The organism is Acinetobacter sp. LT1 (genome assembly GCF_059800965.1).
Window position 1 is genome coordinate 25,017 of the sequence record NZ_JBBAXE010000019.1, and the last position, 13,953, is coordinate 38,969.

Consider the following 13,953-nt stretch of genomic DNA (forward strand, 5'->3'; position numbering starts at 1 on the left):
CCTCAGAAATGCAAAAACATTTCATCAGTACAGCCCATCTGTCATTGGTACCTGAGAGTTTTGACCCCAACGTTACCTTTTAACGTTTAGATCTTCCCCTTCGGTGAGTTTATAATTTATAAGTTATTGTTTTCCATTCTTATAAATCTAAGCTTCTCTCCAGATTTTTTAATTATTACAGTCCTTTTGCCTGAGAGTTTCCGGGCTTGTTGCTCCTTCGGCGGGTTCTTAATGAACCTCTCTCCCGCAATAATTTTGTATTTATATAAGCAATGTATCTGCCACATTGAAAAAAACGCATTCTTTTCTTGTAAACTTTTGTATAAGCAATCTTAAAATTATAAGGCACTGATTTAATTAGAAAATAAAAAAGGTGAATTTTTATAAATTCACCTTTTACACTTAAATTAGAGTTTTCCGTTGAGCACTTGGTCTGAAACCGTACCCTTCCATTGCTCACGCAAGGTTGGTAAGTAGAATTTCTCACCAATAGTGACCAGTTCAGCATCAATCAATGCATGAACTTCGTGCATAAAAATATAATCCAAAGCAACTAAAGAAAGCTGATGGTTCTTTTGGGCTGTTTTCTTACGTTTTACCTGTGCTTGTTTCACTAACTCATTTGCAAAGTTTTTATCTTTGTAAGCAGTAATTGCGTTTAAACGAAGCTCAATAACGCCCCATCCCGCTAATAGCTTTTTAAAAACTTCAAAATCTTTTGAGGTTGATTCCCACGTTACGTTTTCTAGATCATTATCTTCAGGTAAAACTGGTAATAATAAATCCGCTGTACTTGGGAAAATCTTTTTAAGATTTAACAGAAACTTAACCGGCTGATCACTAGGATAATCATTAAATTGCACGTGTTGCTGGGTATCTGTTAAATAAATAGAGAGCATTCAAAAATCCTTAACTAAGCAGCTGTTTTTAATAATTTTATCTCTAACTTTGCGAAATACATGCAAAACAAAAAACAATATAAAAACAGGACAAGGTGGGCATTTTAACAATTATGACGGCTTATTCAACGCCAATTCGCCATTAATTAGTGAAAGTTTCAGTCTTTGTGATAAAAAGCTCTCCGAAGAGAGCTTAACTTTAAATAGAACATCAAAAATCCGTTGTAATTCTTGGTTTCGGTTAACCTTGATATTGATCAACTTTATAATTTGGCTGATCTACAAGCAGTTCAATAAAAGACGGAATAGAGGTAGTGTTAAGCAGATAAGGATTAAACTCATCAACATGATGATAATGAAAGAACTCTTTTATTTTCGTGTTAATGGGAGCAAATTTCATACTCCAATGTTTAAATAGCCGTTGTTCGGATGGTTCTGAAAAGATGATTTCACAGTTCTGATGTCTCGAATCTTTCAAAATTAATTTATAAAATAGCGATTCGACCTGTTCTTTCTCACCTTCCAAATACTGCAAGAAGTATCCATTACCATAGTAAAGCACTCCTGTAATATCATTATGTGAATTGAATTTGACAGCTTCTGTGAGAATATCAATTAAATCTTGTTTTATTTGACTATGTTCACTATTGGTTTTACTTGCATACATAAAGCCTATTAAACTCATAGCGATACTCGAAGATAGATTTTAATGTCCATTCTGACATCTACCCTCTCTTCTTACAATGTAAGCTATTTAAAACCTTGTATTTCAAAAGTAAAGATTATTTTCTTTTTGAAAATGACAAACTTTAACAACCCGAAATCTTTTGTAAATTAATGCCAACCTAACAAGCTAATTAGACACTATTAATTTTAGTACAATTGAAAATTATCTTTAATGTATGGATGTCTAATGGAGAATCATGAAGTTATTCTTCAAGACGAACATCATAAACAGTTTAAGATTATTAAAGTTCAAGATGTTCGTTTTGATAAGAGTACCCTTAACAATAGCTACCAATGGTTATGGATATTTGATCATAGTTCAGAGTTTTTTCCATTTGAGTTATGGGATCAGCTTGATCATGCAACCATTCACCAAAAGATCAAACTTGGTAATCAAGTTTTCAGGATTATTAAGATTCTGACGAAGAAAACAAAAGTTAGGCCCTCATGAAAGATAAGTACTTAACCAAGTTAAAATCACTGTAACCAATGCTTTTGGCTGTTCCATCGGAATCATATGACCAGTATTTTTAATTATCTCAAGCTTTGCATGTCGCAATTGATCTAATAATTCTATGGCTTCTTCCTTAGAGCGCAGTTGGTCATCAGCGCCAGAAATAATTAAAGTTGGACATGTGATTTTGCTCATATCATAAGAACTTCTATCTAACATAGATTGTTTAACGAATTCTTCATAACCTAAAGCTTTCCCCATCTCTTGGATTCTTTTTACAAGAGTACGATTCTGCACATTTGATGGATGAAGTGTTTTTTCAATCGATATTGAGCTTAGCCCATGGAAATTTTTCCTAGAGTTAAGTTTAATTGCAGTTAACTTTTGATTTTTCTGCTCTTCTGTATCTGAGCGTAGTGAAGACGCTATTAAAACAAGCGCCTTAACTTTTTCAGGAAATTGCTCCACTATAGATCTGGCGATATATCCTCCAAGTGAGAATCCAATCAGTACAAAGCTTTCCGGCGCATTTTCAACAATTTTTTGAGCAATTTCTTTTATTGTTTTTCCTTCTTTTAAAGTAGCTCGAGATATATTCCACTCTTTAGGCATTTCATCTATGAGTTCATTCCAGAGAGATTCATCAAGCATATAACCAGGAATTAAAACAACTGAAAGTGTCTTTTGATTCATAAGTTTTTTAATACCTTACTTGTAAATTATAGCTAACAGCATTTTATGCTAATAAAAAATCTATAATTAGAATATTGAAGTAAAAAATAAAATCACTATATAAATTAAACAGAAATAACTGTGGAAGCACGCCAGACTAAAACATTCCCTTTTTATGCTTGAGAAGGAGGTACACATGAAAGTTAGAGCATCACGTACGTATTCCGCTTCAGCAAATAATTATTTTATTTCTAAGGAATATGATTGTACTGTTATTCCTGTAAAAGGAATGTGTTTTATAGACTCTGGTTTAACTGAGAGTGGAGTGATTGAACCAGTAGAGATTATTGAAGTGACTATAGAACCAGAATCTAACTCATATCATGTTCTTTTAGCACGCGATATACATGAGTACGAAAAAGAAGAGCTAAAAAAGAAGTTTGAAGCTATGAAATCTCATGGTTGGGAATACATAGACGGCTTACTTTGATATTTTCTAATTTCAAGATACAAGCTAAATCCTTCCACCCCAAAAGAGCCCTCATTTGAGGGCTTTTATATAAATATTAGCGCGTACACTTTTATTAATGATTTATCTGTATATACAGATAATAGAGTGCACAGCATATTGTATGCTTAAAGATTTTAAACATATTTAGCTAAGAAGTTTATTCACATTCTTTTCAATTAATTTTTTGCTTTGGTTATTAAGTATATAAAAGTATCCAATCAATCCAAAGAATATGACTGCATAAATTATGACAATCCAAATATATTTAAATATATTATCGAACAACATATGATTTAAGACATCTACATCAATATTGATACCAAAGTTATGTACATATCGACTTAAGAATAATGCAATACAATAAATCAATATTGGAACCGCAAGAACTCCTGTCCATATATTGATTTTATTTTTCTTAACTTCTAGTTTTTCAAAATCATCTTCTCCAAAATATTTTTCAACTTCAATAATTTGCTTATTCAAATCATCTTTTAATGATATAGGTAATCTGTTGTCTTTAATATGATATTGAACGTTTTTCAAGATTTCTGCACTTTCTAATGCCTCACCTAAAATTGTTAAATTTCCCATAGAAAAACCAGAATGTAATTAGTAAAACCATGGATTTTAAGGCAAATTTTATGATTAAAAGCAATTTTTAACACAAAAGTAATAAATTGAGCTGAGTTAAAAAATATTCAAAAGAAATACGAGAAGCCGAAAATGTTCCAAAGATTTCTAAACATAGCTTCCTCTCACTATATTTCTCAATTTTTTTACACTATGAGAACGATTGATATTTTATTCTGAATTATACGATTATTAAAAAGTAAGTTTTCATAGGAGTTAAGTATTTCGAATTACTAAAATAAAAAGCACTTTTGAAATAGCTCAAAAGTGCCTTTTTATTGATTGAGTTTCTAAAAATATGGTTATTTTTACATAGATTACTTACTATTTGGTGAAACCATCTTTTCAGGTTTAACTACTTCGTCAAATTGTTCCGCTGTAACCAAACCAAGCTCAACAGCGACCTGCTTCAACGTTTTATTTTCTTTATAAGCAGTCTTTGCAACTTTTGCAGAATTTTCATAGCCGATTACTGGATTTAAAGCTGTAACTAGCATCAGAGAATTATGCAAGAAGTGATCAATCTTATCGCGATTAGGCTCAATTCCCACCGCGCAGTGATCATTAAAGCTATTACATGCATCACCAAGTAACTGAATAGATTGCAATAAGTTATAAGCAATCACTGGCATAAAGACGTTTAATTCAAAGTTACCTGAAGCACCTGCTACGTTAATGGTCGTATCATTTCCAAGCACTTGCGCAACAACCATGGTCATTGCTTCACTTTGTGTTGGGTTTACTTTCCCAGGCATAATGCTTGAACCAGGCTCATTTTCTGGAATACGGATTTCACCAAAACCACAACGAGGTCCACTTGCCAGCCAACGAATATCATTCGCAATTTTGTTTAAGCTTACAGCCAAAGTTTTTAATGCACCTGATGCAAAAACAGCGGCGTCCCGTCCTGCTAGTGCTTCAAATTTATTAGGCGCGGTTACAAAAGGTAAACCTGTGAGTAATGCAAGCTGAGCTGCTGCTTTTACTGCATAGTCAGGATGTGCATTTAATCCTGTACCTACCGCTGTGCCACCTAATGGCAACTCATATAAACCACTCAAAGCTTGTTGTAGTCGAACCAATCCATGCTCAAGCTGTGATACATAGCCACTAAATTCTTGACCTAAGGTTAATGGAGTAGCATCTTGCAAATGGGTACGGCCAATTTTGACAATATCCTGAAACTCATCTGACTTTTTTTGCAAAGTCGCTTTGAGCTGCTCTACAGCAGGGATGAGTAATTCATTAATTTGCAAACTTGCTGCCACGTGAATGGCCGTTGGAAAGGAGTCGTTTGTTGATTGAGCACGATTAACGTGATCATTTGGATGTACTGGTTTTTGGGCACCTAAGGCTTGTCCTAATTTCTGGTTTGCAATATTGGCAATCACTTCATTGCAGTTCATGTTACTTTGCGTACCAGAACCTGTCTGCCAGACAACTAAAGGAAATTGGGAATCCCACTTGCCATCAATTACCTCTTCAGCAGCACCCACAATATATTGACTCAAATCTTGTGGTAGTTGTTCAAGTTCAGCATTGGTTATTGCAGCAGCCTTTTTTACCAAACCCATCGCTCGAATCATGGCACGGGGTAATCGTTCCTGCCCGATTTTAAAGTTCTGTAAGCTGCGTTGAGTCTGTGCCCCCCACAATGCTTCATTTGGAACTTCAATCTCACCCATAGTGTCATGTTCAATTCGTGTTTGCATAGAAACCTCGGTTATCTCAATAAAGAACTCACGGGCTGAAGCAAGTGTTTGCTCTGGCTAGTTAATTTTGAATATCGTACTCAAGCATACCAGTATTGTAAATAAGAATCATTATCTCATCTTCCATTTAAAGTATTTTGATAGAAGCGCCATTCATCTTCGATCATTTGTTTTAATGGGCGCTTCGGTGTCCATTGCAATAAGGTTTTTGCTTTCTCAATATTAGCCCCAACTTGATCTAACTCGACATGTTTATAAATTGCTGATTGTGTAGGAACTTCAGCTTTAGTAACTTGTGAAATTTCATCGAGTAATTGACGAATTGAATGAACTTGGTCATGTGCAATATTAAATGCCTCACAACAATGCGTTTGTTCACGTAGCCAATGTAAGCTCGCAATGACAGCTTCACATAAATCTAAAACATGTAGAAAACTACGTTCAGTCGTATGATCTGACGTTTCAGCTTGATCTTGTAATTCAATTAAATCACGTTGCATTGCTGCGACTTGCATCGCAAGCGGAACAATATTTTTAGGGAGCTGAGCGACATACTCTCCGAGTACCCCATGTTCAAATGCACCTACGATATTAGACAATCGTAAGATCGCAATTTTCCACTCATGGTCAATTTTATAAGTATCACGGATAATTTCTTCAATCATCTGTTGAGACTTAATGTAGGGATTAGGATAAGCATAATTAAATTCTTCTGTTTCACTCAACTGCAAGCCAGATTTCCCATAAGCTGCAAGGCTAGACAGATGAATGAAGTGACGAACACCCGTACGTTGCATGGCACGAAGCAAGCTCATGATACAACTAACATTATCATTATAATATTCAAGAGGTTTAAGGTTAGATTCTTCAATTGATTTGAATCCGGCAGTATGAATAACTGCATCAATTGAATATTGCTCAAACACCTTATTCAGCGCTGGTGTATTGCGTACATCAAGTTTGACAAATGGAACGTACATACCAGAAATAAATTCTAGCCGCTCCAAAGTTTGCAAGGTTGAATTAGCCAAATTATCGACGATTACCACCTCTTGCCCTTGAGCCATTAGACTCAACGCAATGTGTGAACCGATAAAGCCTAAACCACCTGTCACTAAAATCATTGTATACTTACCTTTCTCTTAATGTATCTACGCCCATTTAGACGTATGACCATAGTGAATTCTCAATGAGTACATTACTACTAATTACCTCTGCTCCTACTTCCATTCATGCTTGGCATGCGTTAGGACTTGCTCAGGCACTCAAAAGTAAAAATGAAGACTTCCGTGTATTCTTTTACCAAGATGGCGTGCAGGTTGCTAATGATTTTCAATGGGTTCCTGACGACCAGCGTAATTTAACGCATGAATGGCAAAAGCTTGCGATTCGTCTTCCTGTTTGTGTGAGTGCTGCCCTCGCTCGTGGTATTACAGATGCAGAAAATGCCAGTCGTCATCACCTTACTCATCACAACCTTGCCAAAGACTTTGAACTTGTCGGGTTAGGTGAACTTGCTGATGCAGTACAGTCAGCATCTCGTCTTATTCAATTTTAAGTTACTTTGTTTGCTTAGATTGTTGCTTTTAAAAGGTATATTGTGTGAAATCTGTACTCGTCATTTTAAGCCAAGCCAATTTAACCAGTCTTCAAATCAATGAAAGCCTTTCTGCTACTATGGTTTTAGCAACCTTTGGCTCACCAGTCAAAGTATTATTGAAAGATGCAGCTCTTAGTCTTCTGCAAAATGATTTGAGCTTTGATCAATTTTGTCAGGCTTTCAAAGTGGCCTCAAATATGGTCGAAAGTTTTGAGTTCTACGACTTGAGCCCTATTCTGATTGAAAGTAAAAATCAGCAGCATCCTCTTGTACAAAAAACCAAACAAGAAATTGAATTCGTTCAGTTGAATGCTGAGTTTATTCAATCTTTTGATCATGTTCTATATTGGTAGATTAAGGTGTAAGTTTAATGAATCCGTCAACACTTTATCTTGTGCAATCTTCTTACCATTCTACGCCGAAAATTATTGATGAATTACGCAATCTTTTTCAGGTAGGTGACCAAATTGTTTTTATGGGTGATTCAGTTGCACACCTTTCTGCTGAAATGATTCAACCATTTGAATCTGTTTCATGTTTAAGCATCGAAAAGGATTTAATCGATACGGATACTTTAGTTCAGCTAAATGTATTGGAATATGATCAATTTGCAGATCTGGTTTTAACATTTAATCGTTGTATTTCTCTTAAATAATATATTTAGGCTGGTTTCATGAATTTAGAATTAGACCAAGATGGTCATTTGGTTGATTACACAATCTGGAATCCTGAAGTTGCGCAAGAACTTGCCAAGTCACTTGATCTCGAACTCACCGATTGGCATTTTGAAGTTTTAGCAGCTGTACGTCAGTTTTATCAACAGTTTGGACACTCTCCAGCAACTCGCCCGCTGATTAAATTTTTAATGAAAATGGTTAGTCCAGATATTAATAATGCAGTTTTACAGCAACAATTCAATACTGGTTTAGTGGCGCGTCACTTAAGTCGTTTAGCAGGGATCCCTAAACCAGCAAATTGCTTATAAAATTAGGTAAACTTTTTGGCGGCAGCGACGCATAAAATCGTTGCTGCTGTAACCACCAACATTGACCAACTTACTTGTTCGTGTAACAAGACCGCAGCAATACCTAATCCCATTAAAGGTTGTAAGAGTTGTAGTTGGCTAATAGCAGCAATTCCTCCTTGAGCAAGCCCTTTGTACCAAAAGAAAAAACCTATCAGCATACTAAATAAAGACACATAAATAAGACCTACTAAAGCTGATGTAGATACGCTCTGAAATGAAGCCGGCATATAGAAAATTGTCAGAAATAGCATAAACGGTAATGATAAAATTAGCGCCCAACAAATGACCTGCCACCCCCCTATTTTTCTTGAAAGTACACCGCCTTCTGCATAGCCAAAACCACATAAAATAATTGCCATCAACATATAAAAGTCTCCTATCCCAAGTGAGGTATCACCAGAGATGAAGAACATATAAGCAAATACAACCGCGCTCCCCAAGATTGCGAATATCCAGAAAAATTGATTGGGTTTTTCTCCGCCTCTCAGTACAGCAAATATTGCAGTTGCGAGAGGTAAAAGGCTAACAAAAACGATTGAATGAGCCGCATTCATGTATTGGAGAGCAAGCGCTGTAAATAGAGGAAAACCTATCACCACGCCTAAAGAGACGATGGCAAGAGGCCACCAATCTTGCTTGGCTGGTTTTTTTTGTTTTAAAACCAAAATAAGAATAAGGCCTAAAATACCTGCAATTGCCGCACGTGCCGCAGTTAGAAAACCCGGTTCGAACCCCATTACGGCTACACGTGTTGCTGGTAGTGATCCCGCAAAAATAGCCACGCCAATAAAACCATTCACCCAGCCATTCATAAACCTATTCATAATTTTCTCCGTCACTATACGAAGAATTTAAGCTGTGCTAAGGTGAATAAACCAGATACAAAGCAGTACAATTCAAAAGAACTGTAATGCATTAATAACCAGTACAGTTCGGATTGTAAGCCAGTGAAACAGAACAAAACCAAAATTGAAATTGTCATTTCTGAGATTGAGCAACAAATAAAAAATCGGTCTTTAATGCCTGGAGCACGCTTACCCTCCGTTCGTAAGTTAGCAAATAACCTTGGATTTTCTGTATCAACGGTTGTAGAAGCCTATGAAAGATTAATTGCTCTAGGCAAAATCGAATCAAGAACTGGATCTGGTTTTTATATTGTTGGTCCGCTTGCCCCTCTTTCTTTAAGCGAATTAGGTCCTAAATTAGATCGCTCAGTCGATCCATTATGGATTTCACGTCAATCTTTAGAAGCAAAATCAGATGTTTTTAAACCCGGCTGCGGTTGGTTACCTGATGACTGGATGCCATTAGATAGTATTCGTAAAGCATTAAGGTCGGCTGCAAGAAGCCCAGATGATTGTTTGATGGGTTATTCAACGCCATTAGGATTACCAGCTCTACGTGATTTACTGGCAAGACGTGCTCAAGCAAAAGGTATCAATGCAAATCTTAATCAAGTGCTTTTAACAGACTCTGGAACTCAAGCAATTGATTTGGTTTGCCGATTTTTATTAAAGCCGAATGATGTCGTTCTTATTGATGATCCTTGTTATTTCAACTTTCATGCATTACTTAAAGTCCATCAAGTCAAAGTTATTGGTATTCCCTACACACCAACAGGTCCTGACTTAGAGGCATTTAAAGAAGCAATTGAAACTTATAATCCACGCCTTTATATCACCAACTCAGGAATTCATAATCCGACTGGTGCAGTACTTTCTCTTTCTACGGCGCATCAATTATTAAAACTTATTGAACAATCAAATTTGATTGTTGTTGAGGATGATATTTTCTCAGACTTTGAATATAGCCCTGCTCCTCGGCTTGCTGCTTTGGATAATCTTTCACGTGTCATTTTTATTGGGAGTTTTTCTAAAACTTTATCGGCATCTATTCGTTGTGGTTATATCATTGCTAAACCAGAATGGATTGATCAGCTCACCGACCTGAAAATTGCCACAAGCTTTTCTCACAATGGTGTATCAGCTGAAGTTTTATTAAGTGCTTTAACAGATGGTTCTTATCGTAAACATATAGAATTATTAAAGGTCCGATTAGCAAAAGCGATGCACGATACCATTACTCAGTTAGAACCTTTGGGTATAAAACCATGGATTAAGCCTCAAGCTGGAATTTTTGTTTGGTGTCATTTGCCAAAGGGAGTTGAAGCTTCAGAAATTGCAAAATATTGTATTAATCATCAGGTTATTCTTGCGCCAGGAAACGCGTTTAGCCAAGCTTCCAATGCTGGTCAATTCATACGCTTTAATGTAACACAGTCAAATCATGACCATATCTATAAGACTCTGGCTGATGCAATTCAACAAGAGCCTTAGTTGGCAATAAGAGAAATTAAGCTTGTTTCTGTTTTTGCTGCATATATGCAAAGTAGCCCGGCCCAGCTGAAACCTGAACTTGTTTTGCATGTAAAGGTTCACGGCAAACCGAACATACCATGACTGGTTCAAATTTATGACCACAAGTTTTATGACGATATTCTAAAGGTTTGCCTAAACCTTGATCCATCCATTTATCAGCCCAATTCGCCATAGATAAAATAATTGGATAAAGTTCAAAACCTTTATCAGTCAATTTATATTCAAAGCGTTCCTGACGATCAAAATAAGGAGATTTGACTAAAATTTCATATTCAACCAACCGCTTTAAACGATCCGAAAGGACATGACGAGTGACACCTAATGACTTTTGAAAATCGTCAAAACGGCGTATTCCCATAAAAGCATTACGTAATATTAGCATCGTCCATCGATCGCCAATCACTGATAGCATACGAGCAACCGAACAAGGTTGATCACCGATGTCATCCCATTTCATCTTTATGCGTTCCTCGATATTTCCTAGCCTAATGGCCCTATTGTTTATACCCTAAACCACTTACTACGAGTTATGCAAGATTCATTATAAAAATAACTTCTTATCAACTTTATAAAAGAATTTTTATTATAAAAAAATAGAAAGCTATTATATAAATTCACTTAACAAATATAACTCACCCAATTGTATAGTGAGTTATATCTATTATTATTCATCATTAATTTGAGATGAATACACCCTTCAAAATATGACCTGCTTCTAGTTTCACACTTGCTGGGATTCGCACCAGACAATTGGCCTGCATTAAATTACTGAGCATGTGTGATTGCTGTTTTGTCAGACTTTTAACTTTAAGTTGTCCATTGTCAAAATAAGCATGCATTCTTAGAAAACGTTCACGCGCATCTTCTTTTAAATCATGATCTAAAATTGCACTAAACCACTCCGGCCCTGCCGAGTTTCCCTGTAAAGTATCAAGCAATGCTTTACCGTAAATTTGCATTGATACATAGACCGCAGCCGGATTACCCGGTAATCCCAGTAAATAACAGTAGTGATCTGTTTCTGGATGAGAATATTCAGCAAAAAAAAGTGGCTTGCCCGGCTTTTGTTTTACTTTCCAAAAAATCTGTTCAAAACCAACTTCAAAAGCACATGGCCGAACAAAGTCATAATCACCTACAGAGACTCCACCTGTCGTTATAATGACATCATGGCTATCTTTTAACTCATTAAAGTAATGCGTGACTTGCTCTGCCTCATCTGCCACATGAATGAGTTCAATATCTAAACCATAATCTTCAAACCAAGCTTTTAGTAATGGGCCATTTGCATCAAAGATTTTACCTTCAGCTAGATCTTCTGCTTTTTCGGCAACTTCATCACCCGTGATCAAAACAGCTACTTTCGGCGCACGGTAAACGTCAACCGTTTGTACACCCGCCATACTTAAGGCAGCCAAACTTCCAATATTCAAAAATTGTCCAACTTGCGCAAGTAACTGCCCTTGCTGGATTTCTTCGCCAGTAAAACGAATATCAGCTTGAGGACGAATATGTTCAGTTAACGAAATTTCTTGAGGCGAAACAACCGATACGATTTCTTGCCGAGCTACATGCGTTGTCCCTTCAGGAATTTTGCCGCCCGTAAATATACGAATTGCTTGACCTTCACTCAAAATGTCATGACTTTCGCTTCCAGCACGAATCTCACCAGTAACCTGAAACTTTTGATTATTTAAATCTTCGGCATGACAACAAAGTGCATAGCCATCCACAGCACTTTGAGAAAAGCTTGGTAGGTTAATTTCTGAATAAATTTCTTTAGCAAGATACCCACTTAGGCTATTTTGAAGAGGTTGCTGAATTGAACCTAATTTTTTAGGTCGGTTACTAATCAGCTCAATTGCTTCATCTACGCTAATCAATCCACGTTCTGCACCACAACCAGTCATTACTCATAGCCTCCCGGATGTGGTAGATCACGGCAAACATCAAAAATATGGACTAAGGCAGGTAAAATAGCAGCCATTGATTCGCTTGCTCCACCACGGCTTCCCGGTAAAGTCACCACTAAAGAACGATCAATAAAACCAGCTACTCCACGCGACATTGCAGCGTATGGCGTGCGTTTTTGTCCAAATGAACGAGCAGCTTCCATTAAGCCATCTAGCTTTCGTTCTAAAAGTGGTTCTAGCGTATCAACTGTAATGTCACGCTTACCAATTCCTGTCCCACCAACCGTCATAATGCAAGCATATGATTTGCTCAACTCAAGCACTAAGTTTTTTAAAGTATCCGCTTCATCTGGCAAAATTTGGTAATGGATTGGATCGAATCCTGCTTCTGTTAAAGTTTCAACCACAGATTTTCCGGCAGTATCGGGCTTTCTACCTGCTGCTACGGTGTCCGACAACACAATAACCGCAGCCGAAACAGGCTGACGAAGAACTCGCTTAAAGTGTGATTTGCCACCTTTTTTCTTAAGCAATTTACATTGATCCATCCAGAGTTCTTCTGGTTCACAATGCGGTTTTAACATGTCGTAAATGGTTAACCCTGCAAGACTTGCAGCCGTTAAGGCTTCCATTTCTACGCCAGTTGGACCAATGGTTTCCACCACGGTAATAATCTTTACAAAATCATGTTCTAGTTCATATTCAACATCTGCACGATAAATCGGCAGTGGATGACACAAAGGAATCAGCTCATCAGTTCGTTTTGCTGCCAAAATCCCTGCAACACGTGCAGTTTTTAACGCATCCCCTTTTTCGGTATTCCCCTGTCTTAATAATTCAATACAGTGCGGTGGTGCATATAAAATTGCTTGTGCTTCAGCAACACGATAACTCTCCGGCTTCATTCCTACGTTTTTCATTATTTATCCTAGTCTTGCTTATTTCAGTGTGAGTGTTCATGGCCGGCATGATGGTGATGTTTGTGTTCGTGCGGTGCATCCTTACGAATACAACAACCCTCTACATAGTGACTCGTACCATCTGCAAAGAACTCTTCTTTAAACACCGGCACTTCATGTTTTACTCGCTCAACCGCTTCTTCGCATGCTTGAAAAGCTTCACGGCGATGGGCTGCATAAGCAATTGCAATGATTGCTGTTTCACCGACATCTAGATGCCCAATCCGATGAACCACTCGCACATAAGATACCTGATACTTTTTCTCAATTTCCAGTTCAATTTCACGTATCATTTTTTCAGAAAGCGGTTTATAAGAGGTATATTTCAACGCCTTAACCGCTTTACCTTCATGGTGATTACGAACTGTACCCATAAAAATATCAATTCCACCGCATTCTGGAAAAGATTCAATAGGATCAAAAGTATCTAAGCTTAAAACCTGCTCTTGAATACGTGCAAAATCTCGCATAG

The 13,953-nt window shown here is 36.9% G+C and carries 18 protein-coding genes and 1 riboswitch; of the genes, 7 read left to right on the forward strand and 11 right to left on the reverse strand.

Translation table 11 applies throughout. The features are described from left to right. Window positions 1-168 precede the first annotated feature (168 nt). A riboswitch (glycine riboswitch) is annotated at window positions 169-257 on the reverse strand. Between the two features lie 150 nt (window positions 258-407). After that, the gene (locus WBW42_RS15990; RefSeq protein WP_002115670.1) at window positions 408-899 is read right to left on the reverse strand and encodes a hypothetical protein; all 492 of its coding nucleotides are present in this window, start codon (window positions 897-899) and stop codon (window positions 408-410) included. Between the two features lie 241 nt (window positions 900-1,140). Next, a complete protein-coding gene (locus WBW42_RS15995) occupies window positions 1,141-1,584 on the reverse strand; it encodes a BLUF domain-containing protein (RefSeq protein WP_032055894.1) in 444 nt (147 codons plus the stop codon). Window positions 1,585-1,812: 228 nt separating this feature from the next. Here WBW42_RS15995 and WBW42_RS16000 point away from each other — a divergent pair, with 228 nt between their 5' ends. Next, window positions 1,813-2,076: a hypothetical protein gene (locus tag WBW42_RS16000; RefSeq protein ID WP_032055893.1), complete on the forward strand. Its 264-nt coding sequence runs from the start codon at window positions 1,813-1,815 to the stop codon at window positions 2,074-2,076. Here the strand turns inward: WBW42_RS16000 and WBW42_RS16005 are convergent. Then, window positions 2,071-2,772: an alpha/beta fold hydrolase gene (locus WBW42_RS16005; RefSeq protein ID WP_032055891.1), complete on the reverse strand. Its 702-nt coding sequence runs from the start codon at window positions 2,770-2,772 to the stop codon at window positions 2,071-2,073. The genes WBW42_RS16000 and WBW42_RS16005 overlap by 6 nt on opposite strands. Before the next feature lie 175 nt (window positions 2,773-2,947). Between WBW42_RS16005 and WBW42_RS16010 the strand changes: the two genes are divergently transcribed. Continuing rightward, window positions 2,948-3,241 (forward strand): hypothetical protein, encoded by a 294-nt coding sequence (locus WBW42_RS16010; protein WP_002115649.1) that lies wholly within the window; start codon window positions 2,948-2,950, stop codon window positions 3,239-3,241. 165 nt (window positions 3,242-3,406) lie between these two features. Here WBW42_RS16010 and WBW42_RS16015 read toward each other — a convergent pair whose 3' ends face one another. The 3 genes from WBW42_RS16015 to galE all read right to left on the reverse strand — a co-directional run bounded on the left by WBW42_RS16015 (window position 3,407) and on the right by galE (window position 6,728). Continuing rightward, entirely contained in the window at window positions 3,407-3,853 is a 447-nt protein-coding gene (locus WBW42_RS16015) for a DUF6097 family protein (protein ID WP_017385987.1), read from the reverse strand. Window positions 3,854-4,209: 356 nt separating this feature from the next. Then, window positions 4,210-5,604 (reverse strand): class II fumarate hydratase, encoded by a 1,395-nt coding sequence (gene fumC / locus WBW42_RS16020; RefSeq protein ID WP_005068873.1) that lies wholly within the window; start codon window positions 5,602-5,604, stop codon window positions 4,210-4,212. 116 nt (window positions 5,605-5,720) lie between these two features. Continuing rightward, window positions 5,721-6,728, reverse strand: a complete 1,008-nt coding sequence (gene galE / locus WBW42_RS16025) for a UDP-glucose 4-epimerase GalE (protein ID WP_014207002.1) — start codon at window positions 6,726-6,728, stop codon at window positions 5,721-5,723. 65 nt (window positions 6,729-6,793) lie between these two features. Here galE and tusD point away from each other — a divergent pair, with 65 nt between their 5' ends. From tusD to WBW42_RS16045, 4 genes are read left to right on the forward strand one after another with little or no spacing between them, the layout of a single operon-like run. Beyond that, window positions 6,794-7,162, forward strand: a complete 369-nt coding sequence (gene tusD, locus WBW42_RS16030) for a sulfurtransferase complex subunit TusD (RefSeq protein ID WP_002115623.1) — start codon at window positions 6,794-6,796, stop codon at window positions 7,160-7,162. A gap of 44 nt (window positions 7,163-7,206) precedes the next feature. Continuing rightward, entirely contained in the window at window positions 7,207-7,557 is a 351-nt protein-coding gene (locus tag WBW42_RS16035) for a hypothetical protein (protein ID WP_032055888.1), read from the forward strand. 17 nt (window positions 7,558-7,574) lie between these two features. Continuing rightward, window positions 7,575-7,859 carry a hypothetical protein gene (locus WBW42_RS16040; RefSeq protein WP_032055886.1) on the forward strand — a complete coding sequence of 95 codons (285 nt, stop codon included), beginning with the start codon at window positions 7,575-7,577 and terminating at the stop codon, window positions 7,857-7,859. An 18-nt stretch (window positions 7,860-7,877) separates the two neighbouring features. Beyond that, on the forward strand, window positions 7,878-8,189 hold the full coding sequence (locus WBW42_RS16045) for a TusE/DsrC/DsvC family sulfur relay protein (protein ID WP_032055884.1): 312 nt from the start codon (window positions 7,878-7,880) through the stop codon (window positions 8,187-8,189). Window positions 8,190-8,191: 2 nt separating this feature from the next. Here the strand turns inward: WBW42_RS16045 and WBW42_RS16050 are convergent, their stop codons facing one another. Continuing rightward, window positions 8,192-9,055 carry a DMT family transporter gene (locus WBW42_RS16050; RefSeq protein WP_025465973.1) on the reverse strand — a complete coding sequence of 288 codons (864 nt, stop codon included), beginning with the start codon at window positions 9,053-9,055 and terminating at the stop codon, window positions 8,192-8,194. A 123-nt stretch (window positions 9,056-9,178) separates the two neighbouring features. Here WBW42_RS16050 and WBW42_RS16055 point away from each other — a divergent pair, with 123 nt between their 5' ends. After that, window positions 9,179-10,567, forward strand: coding sequence for an aminotransferase-like domain-containing protein (locus WBW42_RS16055; RefSeq protein ID WP_032070664.1), 1,389 nt, complete (start codon window positions 9,179-9,181; stop codon window positions 10,565-10,567). 16 nt (window positions 10,568-10,583) lie between these two features. Here the strand turns inward: WBW42_RS16055 and WBW42_RS16060 are convergent, their stop codons facing one another. The 4 genes from WBW42_RS16060 to WBW42_RS16075 form a co-directional block, all read right to left on the reverse strand. After that, the gene (locus WBW42_RS16060; RefSeq protein WP_002115697.1) at window positions 10,584-11,066 is read right to left on the reverse strand and encodes a winged helix-turn-helix transcriptional regulator; all 483 of its coding nucleotides are present in this window, start codon (window positions 11,064-11,066) and stop codon (window positions 10,584-10,586) included. Between the two features lie 217 nt (window positions 11,067-11,283). After that, complete coding sequence (locus WBW42_RS16065; protein WP_032055880.1) at window positions 11,284-12,519, reverse strand: molybdopterin molybdotransferase MoeA; 1,236 nt, start codon at window positions 12,517-12,519, stop codon at window positions 11,284-11,286. After that, window positions 12,519-13,442 carry a bifunctional molybdenum cofactor biosynthesis protein MoaC/MoaB gene (moaCB, locus tag WBW42_RS16070; RefSeq protein ID WP_000799986.1) on the reverse strand — a complete coding sequence of 308 codons (924 nt, stop codon included), beginning with the start codon at window positions 13,440-13,442 and terminating at the stop codon, window positions 12,519-12,521. The genes WBW42_RS16065 and moaCB overlap by 1 nt, the downstream gene beginning before the upstream one ends. A gap of 23 nt (window positions 13,443-13,465) precedes the next feature. After that, a complete protein-coding gene (locus tag WBW42_RS16075) occupies window positions 13,466-13,951 on the reverse strand; it encodes a molybdenum cofactor biosynthesis protein MoaE (RefSeq protein ID WP_032055877.1) in 486 nt (161 codons plus the stop codon). Window positions 13,952-13,953: the final 2 nt, after the last annotated feature.

Coding starts and splice junctions, on each gene's coding strand:
- WBW42_RS16045 (WP_032055884.1), top strand. CDS start 7,878: ATGAATTTAGAATTAGACCAAGATGGTCATTTGGTTGATTACACAATC.
- WBW42_RS16060 (WP_002115697.1), bottom strand. CDS start 11,066: ATGAAATGGGATGACATCGGTGATCAACCTTGTTCGGTTGCTCGTATG.
- WBW42_RS16065 (WP_032055880.1), bottom strand. CDS start 12,519: ATGACTGGTTGTGGTGCAGAACGTGGATTGATTAGCGTAGATGAAGCA.
- tusD (WP_002115623.1), top strand. CDS start 6,794: ATGAGTACATTACTACTAATTACCTCTGCTCCTACTTCCATTCATGCT.
- galE (WP_014207002.1), bottom strand. CDS start 6,728: ATGATTTTAGTGACAGGTGGTTTAGGCTTTATCGGTTCACACATTGCG.
- WBW42_RS16015 (WP_017385987.1), bottom strand. CDS start 3,853: ATGGGAAATTTAACAATTTTAGGTGAGGCATTAGAAAGTGCAGAAATC.
- WBW42_RS16005 (WP_032055891.1), bottom strand. CDS start 2,772: ATGAATCAAAAGACACTTTCAGTTGTTTTAATTCCTGGTTATATGCTT.
- WBW42_RS16075 (WP_032055877.1), bottom strand. CDS start 13,951: ATGCGAGATTTTGCACGTATTCAAGAGCAGGTTTTAAGCTTAGATACT.
- WBW42_RS16010 (WP_002115649.1), top strand. CDS start 2,948: ATGAAAGTTAGAGCATCACGTACGTATTCCGCTTCAGCAAATAATTAT.
- fumC (WP_005068873.1), bottom strand. CDS start 5,604: ATGCAAACACGAATTGAACATGACACTATGGGTGAGATTGAAGTTCCA.
- WBW42_RS15990 (WP_002115670.1), bottom strand. CDS start 899: ATGCTCTCTATTTATTTAACAGATACCCAGCAACACGTGCAATTTAAT.
- WBW42_RS16050 (WP_025465973.1), bottom strand. CDS start 9,055: ATGAATAGGTTTATGAATGGCTGGGTGAATGGTTTTATTGGCGTGGCT.
- WBW42_RS15995 (WP_032055894.1), bottom strand. CDS start 1,584: ATGAGTTTAATAGGCTTTATGTATGCAAGTAAAACCAATAGTGAACAT.
- WBW42_RS16000 (WP_032055893.1), top strand. CDS start 1,813: ATGGAGAATCATGAAGTTATTCTTCAAGACGAACATCATAAACAGTTT.
- moaCB (WP_000799986.1), bottom strand. CDS start 13,442: ATGAAAAACGTAGGAATGAAGCCGGAGAGTTATCGTGTTGCTGAAGCA.
- WBW42_RS16040 (WP_032055886.1), top strand. CDS start 7,575: ATGAATCCGTCAACACTTTATCTTGTGCAATCTTCTTACCATTCTACG.